At 70.5% G+C, this 23,428-nt stretch carries 16 protein-coding genes; 2 read left to right on the top strand and 14 right to left on the bottom strand.

Features of this window, described 5'->3' with window-relative positions; genetic code table 11:
- Positions 1–142 precede the first annotated feature (142 nt).
- Positions 143–268: a hypothetical protein gene (locus AB8P05_RS25580; RefSeq protein ID WP_472760945.1), complete on the top strand. Its 126-nt coding sequence runs from the start codon at positions 143–145 to the stop codon at positions 266–268.
- A gap of 7 nt (positions 269–275) precedes the next feature.
- On the opposite strand, the gene AB8P05_RS25575 is transcribed toward AB8P05_RS25580, so the two are convergent.
- The 4 genes from AB8P05_RS25575 to AB8P05_RS25560 all read right to left on the bottom strand — a co-directional run bounded on the left by AB8P05_RS25575 (position 276) and on the right by AB8P05_RS25560 (position 7,413).
- Positions 276–2,114, bottom strand: a complete 1,839-nt coding sequence (locus AB8P05_RS25575) for an ABC transporter ATP-binding protein/permease (protein WP_472760944.1) — start codon at positions 2,112–2,114, stop codon at positions 276–278.
- Positions 2,115–2,145: 31 nt separating this feature from the next.
- Positions 2,146–3,102: an aromatic amino acid exporter YddG gene (yddG, locus tag AB8P05_RS25570; RefSeq protein ID WP_472760943.1), complete on the bottom strand. Its 957-nt coding sequence runs from the start codon at positions 3,100–3,102 to the stop codon at positions 2,146–2,148.
- A 72-nt stretch (positions 3,103–3,174) separates the two neighbouring features.
- Positions 3,175–3,975, bottom strand: a complete 801-nt coding sequence (locus AB8P05_RS25565; protein ID WP_472760942.1) for a LuxR C-terminal-related transcriptional regulator — start codon at positions 3,973–3,975, stop codon at positions 3,175–3,177.
- Positions 3,976–4,683: 708 nt separating this feature from the next.
- Positions 4,684–7,413: a carbohydrate-binding domain-containing protein gene (locus tag AB8P05_RS25560; RefSeq protein WP_472760941.1), complete on the bottom strand. Its 2,730-nt coding sequence runs from the start codon at positions 7,411–7,413 to the stop codon at positions 4,684–4,686.
- A 342-nt stretch (positions 7,414–7,755) separates the two neighbouring features.
- On the opposite strand from AB8P05_RS25560, the gene AB8P05_RS25555 reads away from it, so the two are divergent.
- The gene (locus AB8P05_RS25555; protein WP_472760940.1) at positions 7,756–8,928 is read left to right on the top strand and encodes a glycosyltransferase family 4 protein; all 1,173 of its coding nucleotides are present in this window, start codon (positions 7,756–7,758) and stop codon (positions 8,926–8,928) included.
- Positions 8,929–9,138: 210 nt separating this feature from the next.
- On the opposite strand, the gene AB8P05_RS25550 is transcribed toward AB8P05_RS25555, so the two are convergent.
- The 10 genes from AB8P05_RS25550 to AB8P05_RS25505 all read right to left on the bottom strand — a co-directional run bounded on the left by AB8P05_RS25550 (position 9,139) and on the right by AB8P05_RS25505 (position 23,418).
- A complete protein-coding gene (locus tag AB8P05_RS25550; protein WP_472760939.1) occupies positions 9,139–10,818 on the bottom strand; it encodes a DUF2190 family protein in 1,680 nt (559 codons plus the stop codon).
- Positions 10,815–12,098, bottom strand: a complete 1,284-nt coding sequence (locus AB8P05_RS25545; protein WP_472760938.1) for a glycosyltransferase family 4 protein — start codon at positions 12,096–12,098, stop codon at positions 10,815–10,817. Before AB8P05_RS25545 ends, AB8P05_RS25550 begins: the two co-directional genes overlap by 4 nt.
- A complete protein-coding gene (locus tag AB8P05_RS25540; RefSeq protein ID WP_455175177.1) occupies positions 12,095–13,240 on the bottom strand; it encodes a glycosyltransferase family 4 protein in 1,146 nt (381 codons plus the stop codon). The genes AB8P05_RS25545 and AB8P05_RS25540 overlap by 4 nt, the downstream gene beginning before the upstream one ends.
- A 14-nt stretch (positions 13,241–13,254) precedes the next feature.
- Positions 13,255–14,787: an O-antigen ligase family protein gene (locus AB8P05_RS25535; protein WP_472760937.1), complete on the bottom strand. Its 1,533-nt coding sequence runs from the start codon at positions 14,785–14,787 to the stop codon at positions 13,255–13,257.
- Positions 14,784–15,794 (bottom strand): glycosyltransferase family 2 protein, encoded by a 1,011-nt coding sequence (locus tag AB8P05_RS25530; protein WP_472760936.1) that lies wholly within the window; start codon positions 15,792–15,794, stop codon positions 14,784–14,786. The genes AB8P05_RS25535 and AB8P05_RS25530 overlap by 4 nt, the downstream gene beginning before the upstream one ends.
- The gene (locus AB8P05_RS25525; RefSeq protein ID WP_472760935.1) at positions 15,791–16,948 is read right to left on the bottom strand and encodes a glycosyltransferase; all 1,158 of its coding nucleotides are present in this window, start codon (positions 16,946–16,948) and stop codon (positions 15,791–15,793) included. The genes AB8P05_RS25530 and AB8P05_RS25525 overlap by 4 nt, the downstream gene beginning before the upstream one ends.
- A gap of 53 nt (positions 16,949–17,001) precedes the next feature.
- On the bottom strand, positions 17,002–19,326 hold the full coding sequence (locus AB8P05_RS25520) for a GumC family protein (RefSeq protein ID WP_472760934.1): 2,325 nt from the start codon (positions 19,324–19,326) through the stop codon (positions 17,002–17,004).
- A 66-nt stretch (positions 19,327–19,392) separates the two neighbouring features.
- Positions 19,393–19,893 (bottom strand): hypothetical protein, encoded by a 501-nt coding sequence (locus AB8P05_RS25515; RefSeq protein ID WP_472760933.1) that lies wholly within the window; start codon positions 19,891–19,893, stop codon positions 19,393–19,395.
- Positions 19,811–21,571, bottom strand: coding sequence for a hypothetical protein (locus tag AB8P05_RS25510; protein WP_472760932.1), 1,761 nt, complete (start codon positions 21,569–21,571; stop codon positions 19,811–19,813). Before AB8P05_RS25510 ends, AB8P05_RS25515 begins: the two co-directional genes overlap by 83 nt.
- The gene (locus AB8P05_RS25505) at positions 21,568–23,418 is read right to left on the bottom strand and encodes a glycosyltransferase (RefSeq protein ID WP_472760931.1); all 1,851 of its coding nucleotides are present in this window, start codon (positions 23,416–23,418) and stop codon (positions 21,568–21,570) included. The genes AB8P05_RS25510 and AB8P05_RS25505 overlap by 4 nt, the downstream gene beginning before the upstream one ends.
- Between the last annotated feature and the right edge of the window lie 10 nt (positions 23,419–23,428).

Raw genomic sequence — 23,428 nt, 5'->3', positions numbered from 1 at the left:
CGGCCATCTATCGCATCCGCAAGGGGCTGATCGCTGATTTCTATCCCCACCTGACCCAACTGGAGGTGACGGCGCTGGCCAACCTGTTCGCCGGCGGCCCGCCGGGGGCGGCAGCTTCAGCTTTTCCTCATTGTGCGAAGCTGTGGCCGCCGCAACCAAGGCGAAGCGGTGGACCGAGCCGGTCTTCGGCGAAGCGCGCTCGGTGCTCGACCAGATCGTCAACAACCGGGTGCTGCGCTTCCAACAGGCGATCCTGCGGCAGGGGTAAGTCAAGGTCACCCTGCCGCCACCAGCTCCGCCGTCCCCTCACCGTTGCGGTGCACCGTCAGCCTGCGGTCGTGGAAGGCGGCGAGGCTCGGTCGGTGACCGACGCTGACCAGGGCGGTGCCGGACAGGCGTTCGCGCAGCAGGCGGTAGAGCCGCTCCTCCGTCTCCGGGTCGCAAGCCGAGGTCGCCTCGTCCAGGTAGAGCCAGCCGGGCTCGTGCAGCAGGGCGCGGGCGACCGCGATGCGCTGCTGCTCCCCGCCGGACAGGCGTTGCGTCCAGTGGTCCTCCTCCGCAAGACGGTCGGCGAAGCCGGCCATGCCGACGGCGTCCAGCACCTCCCGCACCCTTTCGGTCTCGAAGGCGTCGGGGGCGGAGGGGTAGGTGACGGCGGCGCGCAGGGTGCCGATCGGCAGGTAGGGCTTCTGCGGCAGGACCATGCTGCCGTTCGTGGCGTCGGTGGCGTCGGCCGGCAGCGCGATCCGGCCGCGGCCGAAGGGCCAGATGCCGGCGATGGCGCGCAGGATCGTGCTCTTGCCCGAGCCGGAAGGGCCGGTGATCAGCAGCGTCTCGCCCGGCCGGACCGTCAGGTCGGCGCGGACCAGCGGCGCGCCACCGCCCGGCAGGGTCAGAGCCAGCCCGTCCAAAGTCAGGGCGCCGTCGGCGCCGGCGGTGCGCTCCACCCCGGCATGGTCGCGGCCGGCGGCGCGGACGGCCTCCACCCCATGGCGGAAGCCGGTCAGGCGGGTGGTGGTGGCGTGCCAGTCGGCCAGATTCACATAGGCGTCGATGAACCAGGACAGCGACCCCTGCACCTGCCCGAAGGCCTGCGAGGTCTGCATCAGCGAGCCCAGCGGCAGGGCGCCGCTGAAATAGCGCGGGGCGGCGACCAGCAGCGGGAAGATGACGGCAATTTGGCCATAGGCGGAGGTGAACCAGACCAGCCGCTTCTGCGTGCGCATCAGCGCCCACCAGTTGGCGACCACGCGGGCGAAGCGCTCGTCGAAGCCGCGGGCCTCCTGCGCCTCGCCCTGCTGCAGGGCGATGCTCTCGGCATTCTCGCGCAGGCGGACCAGGGAGAAGCGGAAGTCGGCCTCGTAGCGCTGCTGGTCGAAGCTGAGGCGGGCGAGCGGCTTGCCGATCCTATGGGTGATCCAGGTGCCGGCGACGGCATAGGCCAGCGCCACCCACACCATGTAGCCGGGCAGGTCGATCCCCAGCCACGGAATGGCGACCGGACCGGACAGGCTCCACAGGATGGCCAGGAAGGAGACCAGCGACACCAGATTGGTCAGGAAGCCCAGCGACAGGCTCAGCGTCAGCTGCACGAAGCCGCGCAGATCCTCGGCGATGCGCTGGTCGGGGTTGTCGGTGCCGGTGTTCGCGAATTGCAGCCGGTAATAGGTCTGGTTGTCCAGCCAATCGCCGAGATAGCGCTCCGTCAGCCAGCGGCGCCAGCGGATCTGCAGCATCTGGTTCAGGTACAGGCGGTTGACCGCCACCGCGATGAAGACCAGCGCCAGCCCGCCGAAGACCAGAAGGGAGTGGATGAAGGCGCCCTGGTCCTTCTCCTGCAGGGCGTTGAAGATGTCGGCGTTGATCTGGGTGAACCAGACCTCCATGAACACGGCGCCGAGATTGAGCAGGACGATCGCCGCCAGCAGGCCGCGCGCCGCCCATTTCTCTTCCGACGACCAGTAGGGGCGGGTCAGTCGCCAGACGTCGGCGAGGAACCGGCGGGTCGCGGACAGGCGGGCACCGAGGCCGGGGAAGTACAGGAACGCGCGGGCATTGGTCGGGCACTCGCAGGCGGACGGGCGGCGGTCGTGTGACGCCTTGCCGATTACCACCCTTTTCCTTGCCGGCGGAATGAAATCGCTGTCACTTGCCGCGGATCATGTCCCAGCTGGCCATCACCGCCCCGCCGGCGATCAGCGCGCAGGCCGCCCAGACGGACCAGCCGCCGCTCGCCTGGCCGGACAGGATCAGCAGCAGGGTGGAGACCGGCGGCACGGCATAGGACAGGACGCCCAGCGCCCGGATGTCGCCGCGCTTCATCCCGTGGTCCCAGACGAAGAAGGCCAGCCCGTCCGGCCCGATGCCGAGCGCCAGCAGGGCGAGCCATCCCAGCATCTCCTGCGGCCACACCGTCGCCTCCTCGAACATCAGGTGCCCGGTCAGCCCCAGCAGTGCGGTGACGAGGCAGAAGCCGCTCACCGCCTCGGTCGGGACGGAACCGAAGCGGCGCGACAGCACCGAATATGCCCCCCAGATCAGCGCCGCCGCCAGCGCCGCGCCATAGGCCGCCAGATTGCCGGCGTCCAGATGCAGCCCGCCGCCGCGCCCCGACACGATCAGCGCCGTGCCGGCGAGTCCGCACAGCGCGCCCGCCACATGGCCCGCCTTCAGCCGTTCCCCCGGCAGCAGGGCGGAGAACAGGACGATGCACAGCGGCCAGAGATAGTTCAGCAGATTGACCTCCACCGCCGCCGAGGGCGCGAGGTGGAAGGCCAGGAACAGGCAGGCATGATAGCCGAACAGCCCGCCGACCCCGACCAGCCAGACCGGCAGCGGCTGGCGCATCGCGACCAGGACGCTGCGGCCGCGCACCGCCGCGACGGTGCTGCCGGTCAGGAAGGCCAGCCCGAAGGTGACCGCCACCAGCTGCAGCGGCGGCATGGCGCTGGACAGCGAGGTCAGCAGCGCCGCCGTCGACCACAGCAGGATGGCGATGGTCCCGATGCCGGTGGCACGGCGCACCTCCGCCGCGGAGGGCGAGACGGCATGGGGGCGGACGGAGGCGGGAAGGGCGGTATCGGGAAGGGCGTCGGCGCTCATGCGGGGTGCATAGCCGACGCGCCCACGCTCCGCAAGGAGCACTGCAAGGACAGGTTTCGAAGGCGCCTCGGCCTATGGTCCGGTGCGCTCCAGGAAATACTCCATCTCCTGGATGATGCCGCTCTGGGCGGCCCACAGGGCGGCCTGGGTGCGGTTGCGGACGTTGATGGTCTGCATGATGTGGCGCACATGCAGCTTGACCAGATCCTCGGTCATCAGCATCTCGCGCGCGATCTCCTTGTTGCTGCATCCGTCCATGATGAGCTTCAGGATGCGCGCATGGCGCGGATAGAGGCCGGGATAGCCCAGAAGCTCCGATTCATGCTGGGTTACCGACCCGTCCTCGCCGCCGCGGCGGAGTGCCGTGGGCGAGAAATAGTCGAAGCACTCCTCCGGCACCACCGGCTCGCCGGCATGGATCAGCCGCAGGGCCAGGACGAAGGCGCTCGGCGCCATCCGGTTCAGCAGATAGCCGCGCACGCCGAAACGCAGCGCCATCCGCATGTGGTGGGCGGAGAATTCGTCCGCGATCATCGCCAGCTTGGCGTCCTCGCCATACCAGCTGCGGAAGTTCCAGGCGTCGGTCTTCAGCGAGGCGAGATCGAACAGCACGATGTCGGCGGTCCGTTCGCCGCTGCGGTCGGGGCCGGACGGCGGCTCCAGCGTCAGCACCGCCCCGCCGGCTGAGATGCCGGCGGGAAGGCGGTCGCCCCCTGCGCCCGCCCGTCCGTTCCACGCCGCCTTCGGGGACAGCCCCGTCGCGAGCCGGCTTTGCGGGTCGATGACCTCGAAGCAATCATCCAGGATGTTCAGGATGGATTCACGCAGCAATCGGCTCTGATTGTGGACAATCACACGTATGCGATCGGGCATGTCCCTCTCCCCCAGGAATGGACGATATGGCGGGCGGCATCATCGCGCGGCCGGGCCGCAAGGCTCCTCCCCGGGACGCTGTACGGTGCGCCGGCATGGTGCATGGCGATGGGGCCGCTGGGTTCTTCCGCCCGGCGCTTTGCCTTCGGCTCCCCGTTCGAGCCGTCGCGCTTGCTCCGTTGACTGCCGCCGCGCCGAACCGGCGCGATGTGCGAAATCGATGGGCGGCGCACGTTGTATCGGTGGGTATGTGCTCGTCCAATCGAATTTAGATCAAACTATGATCCGGCACTCACGGCGTTGTCTTCAGCACTTTTGGAAGACTTCTAGGTTCAGAGGGGGAGAGTTTTATACACGCAGGTAAAAGACGCCCCTGGAAGGCAGTCAATAATTGGGCTTTCGTGAACCTGCAATGGGAAGTGATAACCCGACCAAGCCAGGGTTGGCGCCGGTGGATGAAGACTTATGGGGAAGGTCCGCAGATGAACAGGCCGATATATCGCGCCGATACTACAAGAAAAACTATTGAAAAGCACAATTTGAAATGGAGTCTATGACTTCGTCGGACGTTCCATTACCGCCCATCTGCAAAGATAATATAGACTCTTAAACAGCAACCGCCAGAGGAAATTTCGCACCTTTCGAAAAGGGCGGGGACGGGACCGCCGAAGCGGCTCCCGTCCCCGTCGAGAAGCATCCGGGTCCGCCTTACGCCGCTATGTCGTGGGTAATGGCGTACACGCCGGTGTCCCAGCGGTCGATCATGGTGTCGAAGCCGCCGATGCCGTTCACCACGTCGAAGCTCTGGGTGGTGTTGTGGATCAGGTCCTGGACCGTGTAGTGGCCGTTGGCCAGCTGCAGCTCCACATGGGTCGCCACCGACTTGCGCGCTGCGGTGTCGTTGAAGTCCACCCGGTCGGACGCGACCACGATCAGCCGGTCCTTCTGGTCGTAGAAGCCGTAGCCAGTGATCTGGGCCTCCGGGTCCTTGTCGGTGAAGGTGAGCGGGTGCTTGTAGGTCAGCGCCTCGTCGCCGATCAGCACCGGGGCCTTGGCCTTCAGGGCGGCGATTTCGGCATCGCTGAACAGGCTTTTGCCGTTGTAGGTCGCCTGCGGGATGATCCAGGCGCTGGGTGCGCTGGCTTTGGTCATCGCCGGCAGCGCCGCGTCGCTGACGTAATAGCCGAAGGTCACGCCGGCATCGTGCAGCTTGGTGATCGGCGTCAGCAGCTCGCCCAGATAGGCGTTGCCGATGGAGTTGCCGGCCGGTTCCAGCGCGTTCATCGCCTTTTCGGCATTGGCGCTGTAGTAGAGCGCCGGGCCGAAGGGGCGGGTCGGCACGATGTCGCGCAGCATGTCCAGCCAGGGCTGCTTCACCTCGCCCCAGTCGTGATAGCTGCGCGACCACTGCTCCGCCGCGCGGCGCACGCCGCCCTGGTCGTCGGCGATCATCGTCCAGCCGCTCTGCAGCCAGGTCTGTTCCAGGCGGCCCCAGCCCAGCTCCTCGCGTGCCGTGCCGGTGACGCCGGTGTAGAGGCTGTTGACGGCGCCCCAGTAATCATCCTCCGACGAGGACATCATGTGCCCGAAATGGGCGTCCGGCGCGCGGGCCGCATGGATGCCCAGCATCGCCTGCTCGTAGGAGGCGGGCGCCTGCTTGTGCTGCATGGTGAAGCGTTCGAGCGTCTGGACGTTGAACAGGATGTCGTCCTCGTTCATCTTCTCGGCGATCACCCGCGCATCGACGCCCGCGAACTCCCGCATCGCCGCCGGGGTGAAGGACACCTGCGTGGTCAGCCAGGCCGGCTTGCCGGTGTGCTTGACGATGGACTCGTCCAGCGCCTTCCAGCTTTCGGCCCAGCCGTCGACGAAATAGTCCAGCCACTTGGTCGGGTGGTTGGCGACGATGTAGTCGGCCTGCTGCGCCAGTGTGGTGCCGGAGACCTTGATGCCGGTCTTGGCGCTGAATTCGGCGATCATCCGCGTGTTGAAGAAGTCCATCACGCCGGAATGCGGGCTGCCGTCGAAGAAGTCGGCCAGCTCGTAGCCGCGGGTGCCGGTCAGGGCGGACAGGCGGCCCAGCTTGTCGGCCATCCAGTCGCCGTAATGGGCGGTGCCGCCGGTCCAGCCGGCCGGCGCGTCCTTGGCGTCCAGCGGCATCAGCGGGCTGACATAACCCCAGCCGTAGGGATTGCTGGCGTCGGAATTGAGGATGTTGCCGTCGGCGTCGCGCCCCAGATACTGCTGGTGCGCCTTGACCCAGGAGACCCAGGCCTTGTGGCCGCCGAGATTGGCGAATTCGCCGCCGGTCTGCGAGTATTCGAAGGTGTCCTCCCACAGCTGCAGGCCGATCAGCGGCATCACCCCGTCGGCCAGATGGTCGGCGGCGACGTCGCGCGTCTCCTTCAGGTGGGTGGAGCTGGCATAGTCGGGCACCGATTCCCAGAACAGGTGCTGCGGCGCCAGCCCGCGGTCCGCACCCCAGGAGATGGCGGACACGTCCGATTTCAGCGGCGGGCGGTCGCTGCTGACCCCGGCGCTGGCGGTATGCTCGTTCTTCGGCAGCGTCGGGGAGGGTGCCGGCGCGGCGGGGGTGGTGGTCGAGGTGCCGCCCAGCATCGCCTTGGTGACGGGGACGTTCAGCGTGCCGTTCCACCACAGCCCCTGCTGGCCGGCGATGACGTCCTTGCCGTCCAGCGCGCCGCGGTCATAGGTGACGCCGGCGGCGGTGGAGGCGATGCTGTGGCCGTTCACCACGACGGAGCCGACATAGAGGCTGCGGTCCTGGCCGTTGACGACGGCGTCGTTGTCGTACTGGACCTGGATCTTGTGCGCCAGCGCCGGGTCTAGGTCGACCGTGAACTTGTAGGCGGTCTGGGTGGTGGCGGACACCTTCGCCTCGCCCACGACCTTGCCGTCGGCCAGCAGCTTGAAGTGCGGCGGCACGCCGCCGGCGCTCTTGCCCCAGGCGTTGACGACGACGCTGAAGGACTTGGCAGCGGCCGGCTCGGCGGTGATGGCGTCCGGCACCGGGAACAGGGTCGCCGGCAGCGGGACGTTCAGCGCGCCGCCCCAATACATGGCTTCCTGGCCTTTCACCATGTCGCGCCCGTCGACCGCGCCCTTGTCGTAGGTCACCGACGGGTCGGTCGAGGCGATTGGCGTGCCGTTCACGGAGATGGCGCGGACGAACAGGTTGCGGTCGGCGCCGCCCACCACCCCGTCATTGTCGTAGACGAGTTGCAGGTTGTGCGCCGTACCGGCGGCGACCTTCGCGCTGATGGTATAGCGCGCGGCGCCAGCGCTGTTCACCGTCGCCTGCCCGATGGTCGTGCCGTCCAGCTTCAGCGACAGATGCGGCCAGATGCCGCCGGCTGCCTGACCCCACGCGTCGATCGCGAAGGTGACATCGATGAGATTGGACCCGGTGATCGCCATCGGCACGACTCCCATTAACCAAAGTTTAAATAAGTGCAAGGTCGAGGTAATCGCATCGATTGGATTACCCTGTTCGTTTGGGAGTCTTGACAGGTTGTCGCTGTCATTTGGAGAGTCAAAGATGGGGCAGGACTTTGACTCATCTTTGACTCTTCCATAAATATCGATTTGGTCGGCGCGACTTCTTCGGCTGTTGAAAGACTTGGGGCGGGCAACGGCAGACTTAAGCCTGTTGAGAGCCTTTGGTATCTTTCGTTTGTTTGGCGCATGCGGCGGCTCCGTGGTCCACTTCCGGGAGAACCGCAGCCGATACCGTCGATACAGCCGAGCAGGGGAAGTGCCATGCGCATCGCCGTGGTCACGCAGAAGATCGTCCGCCATGACGGGCAGGGCCGGGTGAATGCGGTGGTGGTGGAGGAGCTGCTGCGCCGGGGACACGAGGTGGTGGCCATCGCGACCGAGGTCGCCGACGAACTGGCGCGCCACCCCAGCCTGCGCTGGATGCCGGTCGATGGCGGCGGCGTGCCGACGCAGCTGGCCAAGGACCAGCTGTTCGCCTGGCGGGCGAGCCGCGCGCTGGCGCGGGCAAGGCGGGCCGGGATCGACCGGGTGGTGGTGAACGGCTTCGTCAGCTGGGCGCGGTCGGACGTCAACGCCGTGCATTTCGTCCATTCGGCCTGGATGCGCTCCCCCACCCATCCCGTGCGCAAGGGCCTGTCGCCGCTGTCGCTCTACCGGGCGCTCTACACCCTGCTGAATGTCGGCTTCGAGCGCTGGAGCTTCCGCCGCGCCGGCCGGCTGGTGGCGGTGTCGCGCACGGTGGCGGAGGAGCTGCGCCGGGACGGCATCGACCCGGCCCGGCTGGCGGTGATCGACAACGGCGTCGACGTGGCGGAATTCAGGCCCGGCACGCCCGATCCGGCCCTGTTCGGCCTGCCGGCGTCCCGTCCGGTGGCGCTGTTCGTCGGCGACGCCCGCAGCGACCGCAAGAATCTGGACGGCGTGCTGCGCGCCCTGGCCGAGGTGCCGGACCTGTCGCTGGCGGTGGTGGGGGACGAGCGCGGCGGCCCATTTCCGGCGATGGCGCGGTCACTGGGGCTGGAGGACCGCGTGCGCTTCCTCGGCCACCGCCGCGACGTGGCGGCGCTGATGCGGGCGGCCGACCTGTTCGTCTTCCCGACCCGCTACGAGCCCTTCGGGCTGGTCCTGCTGGAGGCGGCGGCGAGCGGCCTGCCGGTCGTCACCACCCGGCTTGCCGGCGCCAGCCGGCTGCTGGAGGACGGAGCGGCCGTGGTGCTGGACGATCCGGATGCGCATGACGCGCTGGTGGCGGCGATGCGCCGTCTGGCCGCCGACCCGGAGGAACGCCGCCGCATGGGAGAAGCCGCCCGCCGCATCGCCGAACGCCACGACTGGCCGGTGACGGCGGGACACTATGCGGATCTGCTGGAATCGCTGGGGCCGCTTAGCAGCGGAGTGGGGGTGGGCGGAGCGCTGGTCAGGTCGGCGTCCTGAGGGGGCGGTCCGTAGCTTGGCCACAATCGCCCTCTCCCGCCCCGGGAGAGGGAGGGGACCCGCCGAAGGCGGGGAGGGTGAGGGGGATCCCAAGAATCCCGAAGCGCATGGCTTCGTGCCTAAACCCTCACCCTTCCCATGCTGCGCATGGGCCCCTTCCCTCTCCCGGGGCGGGAGAGGGAGTTAAATGGAATCGCCTCCACGAAGGTCTCACCTCACCTCCAGCCGCAGGTCGACCGTCACGCTGTCGCTGCCCGCTGGCGCGTCCGCCACGGCGATTCCCACCGCCGCCGCCGGTCCGGAGGCCGGGTCGACCCGGTGCGGCATGGCGCCAGCCGGGCGCAGGACGGTGCCCATGCGGATGGCGCCGCGGGTCTTGCCGACCGGGGCGGTGCCGGCGGTGGCGACGGGGACGACGCCTCCGGCCGGGGCGGAGGTCAGGGCGACGCCGTCGGCCGGGCGGTCCGGTTCCAGACGGCGGACGCGGTCATAGTCGCGCTGCACCAGATTGCCGGCGTCGATGCCGCCGGTGCCGACCTTGCGGAACTCGCCGGAACACTCCATCGCCACGAACCGGTTGGCGCGGCAGGTGCCGGTGACCGACAGGGCGGGGGCGAGCCCGTCGCGGCCGAGGCGGATCAGGCGGTCGGCATCTTCGAACCGGTTGCCGACGGCGCTGGCGGCGACGATGGCGGCGGCCTGGATGTCGGCGGCGCGGTCGTTGGTGCCATCGCCGAAGCTGGCGGTGCCGCCGGTGAACTGGTTGCGCTCCAGCGCCCGCACGACTATCAGGCCGGCCGCGGGCTGTTTCGGCAGCCGGTACATGGGCAGGAGCGAGCCGCTGCAGCCGATCAGGCTGTTGCCGTACATCTCCGCCGTCGGCCCATGGATCCAGCCGTTGCCGCAGGCCTCGAAGGCGCAGTCCAGGAACTTGTTGTTGGACAGGAAGGTGCGCTTGGGTGGGCCGTCCTCCGCCAGGATGCCGTAGGGCGAGAAGCCGAAATGGCAGGAGATGAAGCTGGAATGGTCGATGCCGTTCTCCGGCGCCACGGCGATGGAGGCCAGCGTGTTGCCGGCAAGGTCGGTGTCGAGGAACAGATGGTCGCCGAAGCTCTCGGTCCCCGCCGACCAGTAGGCGCCGATGTGGTTCTTGGTCAGCTGGCAGGAGATCAGCGAGGAATGGTCGCGCCAGACATCCACCCCGGCGCGGAAGCCGAACACCCCCACCCGTTCCAGCACGAAGCGGGAGGTCAGGGCCACACCGCCCATGCCCGGCGGCGGGTCGCCCGGTTTGTTGCCGGGCTTCGGTCCCCGCAGGCTGAGATGGGCGATGCGGCTGCGCTGGTAGCCGTCATCATCGCTCAAAGTGCCGTCCTGTTTCGCCAGCCGGCTGCCGGCGCGGATGCCGAAGCGGCCGGGGCCGAGATCCTCCGGCCAGGACAGCAGCGAGGCGCGCATGCCGGCGCCGACGATCTCCACCTCGTTGAAGGCCTCGTCATAGCGGTCGAGGTTGGGCAGGACGATCTCGCCGTCCAGCCGGTAGTGGCCGGGCGGCACCATCACAGTTCCGCCATGGCCCGACCGCGACAGCTCCAGAACGGCGCCCTGCAGGGCCGCCCAGTCGCATTCCTGGTCGAGCGAGCGGACATGCGGATGGACGCGCCGCGCCGCCTCCAGGCTCTTGTAGCGTTCGGACAGCGGATGGCTGCGCCCATCGCCGATGGCGCCGCGGTCGCGGATGGACAGGGCGGGGCCGGTCGAAGGCGACGGATCGGGACGGGGGCGCAACGGTTTGTCCTGTGCGGCCTGTGCTGCGGCGGGAAAGGCCAGCGCTGCCGCCAGCAGAAAGCGCCTGCCGATGCGGCGGGCAAGTGGGGGAGCGGGCGTCATGGCGCGCAGCCCCGCACCGCTGGGGCGTCGTCGAGCTGCGCCATCGCCGCCAGCCCGCCGCCGAGCGCGGCACGGTAGACCTCCTCCACCCGGTCGAGATGGCGGTCCAGCGTGAAGGGTGCTTGCCAGTAGCCGGCATGGGCGCAGCGGCCCATCCGCCGGACCTCGCCGTCGTGGGAGAGCAGGTGCAGGCAGCGGGCGAGGTCGGCCGCATCGCCGCTGCGGAACAGGAAGCCGTTCCTGCCGGTCCGCACCGCCTCTGCCGCCGCGCAATTGTCGCTGACGATCGCGGGAACGCCGTTGGCCAGCGCCTCGTAGGCCGCCAGCCCGAAGGTTTCGTACCACAGCGACGGCACCACCACGGCGCGTGCCCGCCGGATCTCCTCCTGCACCGCGTCGGGCGGCAGCCAGCCGGCCAGTTCGGCCGCCGGGTTCAGGCGGCGGACCGTATCGGCCTCGTCGCCGTCGCCGACGAAACGCACAGGCACCCCCGCCTGGGCCGCCGCCTCGGCCAGCAGGGCGGCGCCCTTCTCGCGCGACAGGCGGCCGACGAACAGCACATGCCGGCTGTCGGCGACGGGAGCGGGGCCGCGGTCGCGGATGTCGTCCGGCACCTCCACCGGGTTGGGGATCGGCAGGGTGATGGTGCCGGGGGGCAGATGCGGCGCGATCACCGCGCGCTGGCGGTCGCTGAGCGTCACCAGCGCCATGCCGCCGGTGAAGCCGCCGGCCAGCGCGCCCGCCGCATGCCGGGCCGCCCGCCACCATTTGTGGTGCCGGGCGCGGGCGTCGCAGTCGGTGGCGAGGCAGCCGGCCGACAGCGCCCGGTGCGGGCAGTTGACGCCCTCGGGAAAGACGAAGAAGGCGCCGTTCGGGCAGAGCGGGAAATAGTCGTGCAGGGTCAGCAGCACCGGCAGGCCGGAGCGGCGGCAGACCGGAAAGACGCTGGGCGACAGCGCCTTGGCCCAGCCATGGATGTGGACCACCGTGTCGTTGGCCGGGCAGCGGGCCAGCAGCTCGTCGAGCGCGCGCGCCGACTCCCGGTTCCAGATGCCGCGGAGCGCCGCCTGCATGCGGTCGGCGTTGCCCTTCAGGTCGGGCTGGTCCAGGCAATGGACGGTGATGCCGTCGATCAGCAGGGCGGGGTCGATGGGCGGAACGGCGGTGAAAAAGTGCACCCGGTGGCCGCGCCGCGCCAGCCCGACCGCCCCGGCGATGGCGACCTTGGCGAGCCCGCCGCTGGGATGGGCATGGTCGCAGAGGATGACGATGGTACTCATTGCAGGGCGTCGCGGTAGACGGCGGCGGTCCTGGCGGCGATCACCGGCCAGTCGAAGCGGGTGCGCACCAAAGACCTGCAGGCGTCGGCATCGGGCAGCCGGCGAACGCCGGTCAGCGCCTCCGCAAGGCCGATGCCGATGGCGCGCGCGTCGGTCCCCGCCAGAACGAGATCGCCGTCCAACCCCTCCACCACCTCCGGCAGGCCGCCGACGGGGGTGACCAGCACCGGCGTGCCGGAGGCCAGCGATTCCAGAGCGGTCAGGCCGAAGCCCTCCAGCGACTGCGAGGGCATCACGCACAGGTCGGCGGCGCGGTAGGCCAGCGGCAGCTGCGCGTCGGGCACGAAACCCAGAAGCCGCACATGCTCCTCCAGCCCCAGCGCGCCGATGCGGTCCTGCAGCGCCGCCGCTTCCGGCCCGCGGCCGGCGACGACCAGCAGCGCGTCGGGCACCCGGCGGCGCAGTTCCACCATGGCGTCTACCAGCGCGGTCAGCCCCATCCGCTTCACCAGCCGGCGGACCGTCAGGATGACAGGGCGTCCCTGCGGCCAGCCAAGACGCGCCCGCGCCTGCTGCCGGCTGTCGGGAAGGTCGTAGCGGTCGGCCTCCACCCCGCCGGGCACCCGGTGGATGCGGTCGGGCGGCACGCCGTAGCGCTCGGCCAGGATGGTGCCGAAGGAACGGGACAGCACGACGAAGCGGGTGGCGCGGTGGTAGACCAGCCGCTCCACCAGGAACTTCAGCCGCACCGACAGGGCGCCGGCCCCCTCCGCGGCGCTTTCCAGCGCCCAGGGGCCGTGGAAATGGACGACCAGCGGCCGGTTGCGCAGGGCGGGCAGCGCCCCAACCGTGTTCAGCGCGAAGTGGGAGGCGACGAGGTCGGGCGCCTGCCGGCGCAGCGCCGCGGCGATGGCGGTACGTGCCGCCGCCACACGGCGTGGCAGCGAGGCGGTCGGCGGCGCGAAGCTGTCGATGCGGGCACCGTTGTCCAGCGTGGCGGAGGTGTTGCCGAGCACCAGACCTGAGAAGGCGATGCCCTGCTGTGGCAGGTGGCGGGCGAGGTGATAGAACATGTTCTCCGCCCCGCCATGGGTTTCGGGGAACCAGCCGAGGCCGAGCTGGAGCACGCTGGCCTCCCGCATCTCCGCGGGGAAGGTCAGGCTGCCGTCCATCGTTTATCCTCCTGGGGCTTATCCTCCTGGAAATGCTCCGCGGGGAGGACCGCCGGTTGCGGGGCGGGCTGGAGGCTGGCGAGCCCGTAATTCTTCGCGGCCATGCCCATGCCCAGGAAGAACCAGAATCCGACGCCCGTGACCTTCACCAGCGTGTGTTCGAACACCATGCAGCCGAGGATCGTCAGGGCGGCGGTCTCGGCGCAGCGGGCGAAGGGGTCCGGCGGGGCGCCACCCCGGCGCAGCAGCCCGACCATCAGCGTGACGATGCCCGCGACATAGCCCAGCGTGCCGGGCCAGCCCAGCTCGTAGGGGACGCGCAGGATGCCGCTGTCGAAATAGGCCATGGCGCCGAGATGGCCGTCCTCGTTGGTCAGCTTGGTCGCGGTGTCGACGGTGCCGAGCCCGGCGCCGCGCACCTCCGTCAGCGCCTGGATCAGGAAGCGGCCGTAGAATTCCTGCCGCTCCTGATAGCTGCGGTCGTTCTCCATCGAGTTCAGCGTGTCGAAACGCTTGACGATGGCCTGATTGACCATCGGCACGCTGAGCAGCGGCAGGGAGCACAGCACCAGCCCGCAGCCGACCGCGACCAGCCGCAGCCGGTGCCGTCCGGGCATGGTCAGCAGCAGCCAGACGAAGACGAACAGCCCCGCCAGCCACGCGGCGCGGACGAGGCTGAGCAGCAGCGATCCCAGTGCCAGGGCACCGGCGATCGGCACGAGGATGCCGCGCGCCGCCGGCAGCACGGCAAGCCCGGTCACCAGCAGGAAGGCCAGCGGGCCGGAGCTGTTCAGCGTGCTGAACACCCGCACCTGCATCGGCAGCGGCAGGCCCTGGTTGGTCATGCCGACATTGATGAGCCAGCGCGCGTCCCACGGCGGCATCACGAAGTACTGGATCAGCCCGTATCCCCCGACCAGCGCCATTCCCAGCACGAAGGCGCGCAGCACCGCATCGCGGATCTGCGGGTAGATCGGCCAGTGCAGGGCGACATAGAGGCCCAGCGTCACCGGCACCAGCCAGTTCAGCAGCGCGAAGGTCGCCGCCGCCATGCCGGCCTGGGAGATGCCGTTGACGTAGGCGTAGAACAGCCCGACCATCACCGGCACGAAGCCGAAATAGGCGCGGTAGCGCAGCATCGGCAGATATTGCGCGATCACCAGACAGGTCATGGCACCGACGGCAAACGGCGTCACCATGACCGGGCTGATCACGCTCCATCCCGCTTGGTAATCGACCAGCCGGCGCACCTCCGGCGTCAGGAACCACAGCCACCAGGTGAAGGCGGCGAAGCGGGCCGGGTCGCGCGTCACCAGCAGGGCGCCGGTGGCGAGCGCGCCGACCGGAAAGATGATCTCCAGCAGGCCGGCCTTGCCCATCAGCACCGGCATCGCCACCACGAACCAGAAAAGGGCGGGGGCCATTTTGGCGATGGACGGCAGGCCGTCGCCGCCCTGCTGGTGACCCAGCCGGGTCTGGTCGATCCCCGCAGCGGCGCCGGCAGTGGCAAAGGTCATGCCGGCGACTCCCGCCAGTCGCGCATTCCCGCCAGCCGGCCGCGCAGGGTGGCGCGCAGCTTCGCCCCGGCATGGCGGTCGCCGCGCAGGGCGAGCCGCGCCCACTGGACCGCTCCGGGGAACTCGCAGGTCCCGACCAGGAAGGCCCAGGCGGCGAAGGCCATGCGGTTGGCCGGGTTGAAATGGGCCATCAGGGCGATGGTGTCGTTGTAGGTCGCATTCTCCTGTGCCAGCGGGTGGAAATGGTCGGCTCCGCGCTGATCGATGTCGAAGCGGACGGCCGGGAAATGGTCGACCGCCACCAGCGGGTCGTAGACCAGCCGCCAGCCGCGGCGCGACAGCCGCAGGCAGAAATCCACTTCGTTGCGGACCTGGGCGCCGCTGCCGCGCAGTCGCGTGTTCAGCCGCTCGTCGGCGATGGCGGCACGGCGGAAGCTCCAGTTCGCACCCTTCAGGACATCGACGTCCTGCGCCGGGCCGACGCCAAGATGGTGGTTTCCGATGACCCGACCGAACCATTGCAGCCGGCCGACGACCTGCCTCTCGCCGGTTTCCGGCACGCCGTCGTGATAGACATGGTCGCGCCCGCCGACGCCGCCGATCCTGGGATCGGTGCGGTACCAGGCCTCGATGCGCTCCACCCAATCGGGATGGGGCACCGCGTCGTCGTCGGTGATGGCGACGACGTCGCCGCGGGCATGGTCCATGCCGCGGTTGATGGCGGCGACCTGCCCCGGCACCTCGATCTCGACGACCTGCATCGGCAGCGCGCCCTCGTAGCGGCGGGCGACCTCGGCGGAAGCGGGGTCGGTGTCGCGCACGGTGACGATCACCTGGGCGGGCGCCAGGGTCTGCCGCACCAGCCCGTCGAGGCAGCCGGCCAGCTGGTCCGGCCGGCGATAGGTCGGGACGATCACGGTGACGCCGAGGCGCTCGGTCGTATCGGGGTCGACAGGGACCAGCGGGATGGCGCGGGACAGGCCTTTGGTGCTCATGGTCTCGCTCATGCGGGGGCCAGCTCCCGCCCGCGGGCGTTGTGGACGGCGGCTCGTGCCGGGGCCAGCGACGGCTCCTCGCCGTTCATCCAGCTGTCGATGGTCTCGCGCAGCCGCGCCTTGAACACGGCCCCGTCGAAGCGGGCGGCGTAGGCCTGGATGGCGGCGGGGTCGAAGCGGTGTTCCTGCGCCTCGAACCGCTGCACCGCCTCGATCAGCGCTTCGGGCGTCTGCTGGTCGAAGAACAGGCCGGACAGGCCGTCCTTCACCGTCTCCGTGGCGCCGCCGCGGTTCAGGGCGATCACCGGCCGGCCGGCGGCCATCGCCTCCACCGGCACGATGCCGAAATCCTCGTTGGCGGTGAAGACCAGGGCGCGGCAGGCGGCATACTGCCGGTCCAGCTCCTCGGCGGAGCAGTGGCCGAGCAGCTCCACCGTCGGTCCGGCCATCTGCTTCAGCCGGCGGAACTCCTCGCCCTCGCCGACGACGACCAGTTTGCGGCCCATGCGGTTGAAGGCCTCGATCGCCACGTCGGCGCGCTTGTAGGACACCAGCTGGCTGACGAACAGGTAATGGTCGCCGGGCGGCTCGGCGGTCGCGAAGCGGCGGGTTTCCACCGGCGGATTGATGACGGTGGAATCGCGGCGGTAGACCCGCCAGATGCGCTGGGCCACCGTCTCCGAATTGGCGATGAAGCGGTCGACCCGCGCGGCGGTCGCCAGATCCCACTGCCGCAGCCGGTGGATGGCATAGGGCATCAGCGGCCGGATGACCGGCCCGGCCGACGACAGATAGTCGTGATAGCCGCTCCACACATAGCGCATCGGCGTGTGGCAGTAGCAGACATGCAGCGCGTCGGGCCGCGTCAGCACGCCCTTGGCCGGGCCGGATTCGCTGCTGATCACCAAGTCGTAGGCGCTGAGGTCGAGCTGCTCCAGCGCCAGCGGCATCAGCGGCAGGTATTTCTGGTACATCCGGTGGGCCATCGGCAGCCGGTCGATGAAGGTGGTGGTGACCCGGTGGCTGCGGATGACGGGAGAGATGCGCTCCGGCCGATAGACGTGGGTGAAGACGTCGGCCTCCGGGTACAGCTCGCACAGGGCTTCGATAACCTTCTCACCCCCGCGCATCCCGACGAGCCAGTAATGGACGATCGCGACTTTCATGGTGGGTTCTCCGGCAAGGGGCAGGCCTTTGCGAAAGGCTGGAAATCGGCCGCTCAGGCGATGCGGCGCAGGCGGTAGGAGCGGCCGCTGGGCGGGCGCGCGCCATATTCGAGGTTCGCGTGTTCGCGGGCGTTGACCATCGACAGCACCGCCCCGCTGACCCGCCCGCCGACCTGCCGCACCTGCTTGATGCCGGCCCCGGCGAGGCTGGCTGCGGTGCGCGCCCAGCGCACCACGTAGAGGACGCGGTCGGCCAGCGGCGCCAGGATCAGCGCGTCGGACACTGACAGCACCGGCGGCGTGTCGAGCACCACCACGTCGTAGCGTTCCGACAGCTCCACCAGCAGCGACAGCATCGCCTGGGAACCGAGCAGGGTCTGCGGCCGGTCCACCGGCCGGCCGGCGGCGATCACCGCCACCCGGCGGCGTTCGTCCAGGTGCAGCACCTGATCCAGCGTGGCGTCGCCGTCCAGCAGGTCGGTCAGGCCCTTGGGCGGGCGGCCGTTGCCGAGCAGGCGGTGGACGTTGGGCCGGCGGGTGTCGCAATCGACCACCACCACGCGGCGGCCGGCATCGGCCAGGAAGGCGGACAGCGCCACCGCCAGCGTCGTCTTGCCCTCGCCCGCAACGGAAGAGGTCAGCATGATGACTTCGCCGCCCTTGGCGGTTGCGGTCTCGGCACCGGTGCGGGCCAGCCGCAGCCGGGCGCAGAGCCGCCAGACCGCCTCGGCGAAGTCGCTGCCGCCGGTCTCCGCATAGGGATCGCGGGCGGAGTGAGCGCCGCGCCCCCGCTTGGCCCGGCCCAGCAGCGGCACGATGCCGACCGCCGGCAGGCCCAGCAGGGCCTCCACCTGATGGGAGCTGTAGACGCCGCGCTGGCCCATGGTCCGCACCAGCGCGATGCCGGTGGCGATGGCGCCGCAGACGACGGCGGCCAGCCCGGCCAGCACCGTCTTGCCCGGCCCGACCGGACCGCCCGGCACCGATGCGGACGACACGATGCGCACGTCCGGCGTCATCTCCAGCGCCTGGAGCACCTGGGTCTCCTTCAGGCGGGTGACGGCGCGGCGGTAATTGTCGTCCGACGCGTCGGCCTGCCGCTGCAGCTCGCGCAGCCGCACGTCGGCCTGGAGGGTGTCGAAGGATTCGCTGCGCAGACCCTCCAGCCGGCGGCTGAGGTCCTGGATCTTGGCGACCTGCTGTTCCACCTCGCCGCGCAGGCCGCGGACGACGCGGTCGACCTCGGTGGCGAGCGAGGCGTTCAGGTCGCGCAGTTCGGCGGCCGGACGGGTCAGCGCCGGGTGGCGGTCGCCATATTGCGCGCGCAGCTCGGCCAGCTGGGCGCTGAGCGCCGCCTGGCGTTGGCGCAGGCCGGTGATCAGCGGATCGCCGCCGATGTCGGCGCCGACCAGCGATTCCGGGTTGCCGGGACGCACGGCCTGCAGCTGGCGCAGCCGGGCCTGGGCGTTGGCATGGGCGGTGCGGGCCTCCGCCAGCTGGGCGTTCAGGGCCGACATCTCCTCGTTCACCAGCGGGGCGTCGCGGCCCTTCACCATGCCGGTTTCCGACCGCATCGCCTCGACCGCGGCGCGGCCGGTGGCGGTCATGTCCTGGCGCAGCTCGTCCAGCCGGCTCTGCAGCCATTCGCTGGCGCGCTGGGTGGCGTTGCGCTTCGCCTCCACCTGGATGGCGAGATAGGCGTCGGCCACCGCGTTGGCGGCGCGGGCGGCCAGCTGCGGGTCCTTGGCCTCAACCGTGATGCGGATCGCGCGCGACTGCACGCCGGGGCTGACCCGCAGGTTCTTCTGGAAGGCGTCGATCAGGCGGGCGCTCTCCATCTCGGCGGCGTTGCCGGTGGGGGCGGCGGGGCGGGGCGGCGGGGTCAGCATGGCCGACAACGGCTCCGGCAGGGCGCCGGCCACGTCGGTCAGCAGGGCGCGGCCGTCCTCCAGCAGCGGGGTCAGCGGGCCGGGCTTGTCGGCGGTCGCCGCATATTCCGGTTCCTGCCCCAGGTTGAGCGCCTCCACCACCCGGCGGGCGAGATCGCGCGAGCGCAGGATCTCCACCTCGGTGTTGACGGTGTCCTGATAGATGCCCATCGGCTCCGACACCGAGGGGATATTGATGACCCGGTTCGGGTGCGGGTCGATCACCACCACGGTGGAGGCGCTGTAGAGCGGCGTCATGGAGTTGATCAGCAGCACCGCCGGCAGCCACAGGACCGCGGTGATGCCCAGGATCAGCCATTTCTGGCGCCACAGGGTTTGAGCCAGCCGCTTGACGTCGACCTTGTCGGCGCCCGAACCGACCGGCGGTGCGACCAGACCGGAGGCGAAACCGGCCGCGCCGGACGGCAGGCGGTGTTCCGGTGCTTCCATGGGCTGAACTCCTCTATCTCGACTGACTGTGCGCGGGAAAGGCCGATAGGCGGGACGGGCGGCGGTTCAGCCGACCTCGGCCGGGTCTCTTGTGGTCTTGGTATGGGCGGTCTTGGTATGGGCGGTATTGGAGGCGGCGATCTCTTGTGCTGCTCCAGACGTGCCGGACGGACGGTCCGGTGGCGGGGCGGTCTGTCCGGAGGCCGGCTGTCCCGCCTGCGCCTCCGCCAGGATGCGGGCATAGCGGGCGACGGTGTTGGGCGTGACGTTGACCAGCTTGCCGGTCCCGCCGCCGCCGGCGACGAGCTGGGCGACCTGGAACAGCGCGCGGCCCTTCTCCAGAACCTCGCCGGGCAGCATCCACAGGATGGAGTCGATGTTGGACGCCAGCCATCCCGGCTTGCCGCCGCGGGCCAGCCGGCGTTCGGCCGAGCGGACCTGCGCGGTGTTGCGGATGGTGTAGAAGGGCGACCAGCCGTCCCAGTCACCGGCGGTGAAGGGCAGGGCGACGAAGTCGCCGTCCACCAGGGCCGGGGCGGGACTGCCGAATCCGGCCTTGGTCCACATGTAGCCGAAGCCGGCGGAGCGCACGGCGGCGGCGATGTCCGGCCGGACCGGACCCGGACGGGCGTCGTCGTAGGGGCGCCACGCCTCGTAGAAGCGGTCGAGCCGGTAGCGGCGCAGCGCGTTGCCGATCATGCGCCGGGCGTCCATCGCCGGGGCGGCGGTCCGGGGTGGCGCGCGGCGCCGCGGCCCCGGTGTCGGCAGAGGCGGCGCTGGCGGCCGGCGTTTCCGACGGGCGGGGCCGTGGGGAAATGCGCAGGACCGGCCGGCCCTCCTCCCAATGCAGGCGCGGCGTGCTGCCGGGCACCAGGGGCGAGTCGACCAGTGGCCACCAGCCCCGCGGCATCAGGCCGGGCGGCAGCATGGTCGCCACCTCCACCCGGGCATCGGTCAGCAGGCGGGCCAGCTCGTCCGCCTGCATCTCGCCTTCGGCGCAGACGCCGCGGCCGGTGCTGCCGAGCAGAAGCTCCACCCGGCCCAGCACGCCGCCGCGCTCCTCCGGCACCGCCAGCAGGGCGAGGTCGGCGGGGCTGGACTGGGTCAGGCTGTCGACCGTGACCACGAGGCCGCAGCGCAGGCCAGTCGCCGCCACCAGATCGAGGATGCGCGGGATGCAGTGCAGCTCGCGGATCATGCCCGACCACAACACCAGCGTGGTCAGAACCCGCCCCTCATCCGCCCAGCGGCGCAGCGTCGCGTCGTCGGGCTCGTAGTCGGTGAAGGGTTGCGGCGGCTCCGGGATGCGCAGCGGCACCGCGGCGGCGCTGGCGAAGGGCGGATCGGGATCGACGATCTGCAGCCCACGGCCGAGCCGGCCCAGCGCGAAGAAGTCGTGGTCGTCGAACTGCCGGCCATAGACCGGGTCGGCCCCGGCGCGGATCAGGTCGGCGGCGCGGTCGATCACGTCGGTCTGCGGCCGGCCGTAGAGCGGAAGCAGGCGCTTTGCCGCCGCCAGCGGCAGCTGTGCTGCGATCAGGTCCGGGTCGCCCAGCAGGGTGCCGCGTCCCCAGCCGGCATGGCGGTGGGCAAGGCCGGCGCTGAAGCTGGCGTAGCTCTCGCCGGCCACCTTGCCCTCCACCGCATCGAGGCCGCCGGGGAAATGGCGGGCGCGCACCGGATCGACGCAGAGTCCGACGAAGCGACGGGCACCCAAGGCCTCCAGCCGCGCGCGCAGGTCGGCATCCGCGCTGGCGTCGATGCCCAGGCACGGCTCGGCCAGCAGGCGCGGGTAGAGGAAGGGAGCCGCGACGATGCCGAGCGGGGTCTGCGGCGCCATGTCCAGCACCGCGACTTCGTCGGGCAGCGGCTGCCCCAGCAGGCGGAAGGCGGCCTCATAGAGGGCGGCGGGGTCGGCGCTGCGCAGGGCGCACTCGCCGCCTGCCTCCACCACCGGCCACAGCGGCGAGGCGGGATCGCCCAGCGCCACGACGCGGTAGCGGGTGGTCAGCCACAGCGCATGGTCCAGGTGCCGCCCGCCGGCCATCAGGCTGCCGGTGCCGGTCGCCTCGGTGCGGTTGCCGTCCTCCCAGCCGCCGAAATGGCGGCCGCTGCGGCGCCCGTCGTAATAGAGGTCGAAGGCCCAGCCGGCGCGCTCCGCCGCGGCGGCCAGCACCGGCGCGATGGCGACGCGGTGCGGGTCGCCGCCATGGGCGAGGAAGAGGAGCAGGGACGGTTTCGTCACGATGCGCGCCCCTCCGGCCCATTGCCGCCGCGCTTGCACCACCACAGGTGCCATTTCGCCACCCCCGGCGGTCCGAAATGGTCGGTCTTCTGCAGGGTCAGGCCGGTCGCGTCGATGGCCTTGCGCATTTCCGGCGCCCAATGGTGGCGGACCAGCGCCTTCCATTCCGGCAGGACGCCATGACAGCGCATGGTCGCCAGCAGCCGGTCGGGCCGCCAGCGGTAGTAGCGGGGATAGGCGATCACCCAGAGCGGGTTGGCGTTGGTGGTGTCGCAGACGATGCGGCCGCCGGGCTTCACCACCCGCTTCAGCTCCCGCACGCCGGCCTCCAGGTCCGGCAGGTGGCAGAGCAGGTCCATGGCGATGACGAGGTCGAAGCTGTCGTCGGGGAAGGGCAGCTTGCGGGCGTCGGCCTGCTGCACCGCCAGGGCGGGGAAGCGCTCCTTCGCCTCGGCCAGCATCTCGTGTGAGATGTCGACCAGCGTCACGTCGTGGCGCTCGGCGAAGGGGCCGGTGATGCGGCCATAGCCGCCGCCGACGTCGAGGATGCGCATCCGCGGCGCCCGCTCCAACTCCGCTGCCACCGCGCGCCGCTTCTCGTCATAGATGCGGTAGAAGGGGGTGGTCGGATGGTCGGGGCGGAAATGGCGGCGGTAGCCGTTGTTGTAGATGCCGGCGCCGGCGGCCTGCGTGCGCTCGGCCTTGGCATGTTCGAGCAGGGCGGCGACCTGTGCGGCCACCGTGTCGACGTCGAAGACCTTGGCGCGTTCCAGCCCGGCCGCGGCGGCGGCCTTCAGCCCGTCCGGGTCGGCCAGCCGGGCGATCAGCATGTCGCGCAGCGGGGCCGCCTCGCCCGGCGGGACCAGCCAGCCGGAGCGGCCGTTCTCGATGATCTCGGGAAAGCCGCCGCAGTCGCTGGCGACCACCGGCACGCCCAGCGCCATCGCCTCCACCACCACGAAGCCGAAGCTCTCCCACAGCGACGGCACGACGGCCAGCTCCGCCCGCGCCACCACGGCCAGCGCGTCCTCGCGCGGCAGGGCGCCGGTGAAGAGCACGCGGTCGGCCACCGGGGCCACGTCGCGGCGGAACTGGTCGATGACGGCGGCGCTCGCCGGATCCTCGCCGCCGACCATCACCAGATGCAGGTCGGGGTTGGCGGCCAGCACGGCGGGGATGGCGCGGCCGAGGGCGGCGATGCCCTTGCGCCCTTCCAGACGGCCGAAGAACGCGATGAAGCGCCCCGGCAGAGGGATGGGAGGCCGGCCGGCCCCGGCGGCCTTCACCGCGGCGAGGTCGATGCTGTTGGGGATCACCTGGATCAGCTCCGGCGCGATGTGCCAGTAGTCGGCGACCCGGCGGGCGATGGCGCGGGTGGAGGCGTAGATCGCGGCGCTGCGCTTGGTCTGGTCGCGCTCCAGCGCGTTCAGCAGGTGGGTGTGCGGCCCCCAGCTGCCGGTGTTGGTGTCCACCACCAGCCCGGTCGGGGTGGCGAGCCGCGTCACCACCGGGATGGTGCTGAAGCGGGTGAGCCACCAGGCGTCGGCATCGAACTCCGCCGCGTGCACCACGTCGGGACGGAAGGAGCGGACGGCGTCGGCCAGACGGCGGTTGGTGCGGAAGCGGTCCAGCATCGGCTGCACCCGCGGGCCGGGATCGACGCGCTGCACGGTCACCCCGTCCTCGATCACGGTCCCCGCGGCCGGACCGCTGGCCTTCCAGGGCGTCACCACCTGCACCGCATGGCCCAGCCGGGTCAGCGCGCGTGCCATCGTCTGGGTGTGGGTGGCGATACCGCCGAGCTTTTCCCCGGGCGGATATTCGGGCGTCAGGAGCGACAGTCGCATCGTGGGTTTC

Source organism: Azospirillum sp. VT-I1 (assembly GCF_055698305.1).
This window is presented reverse-complemented; position numbering and strand designations above follow the sequence as displayed.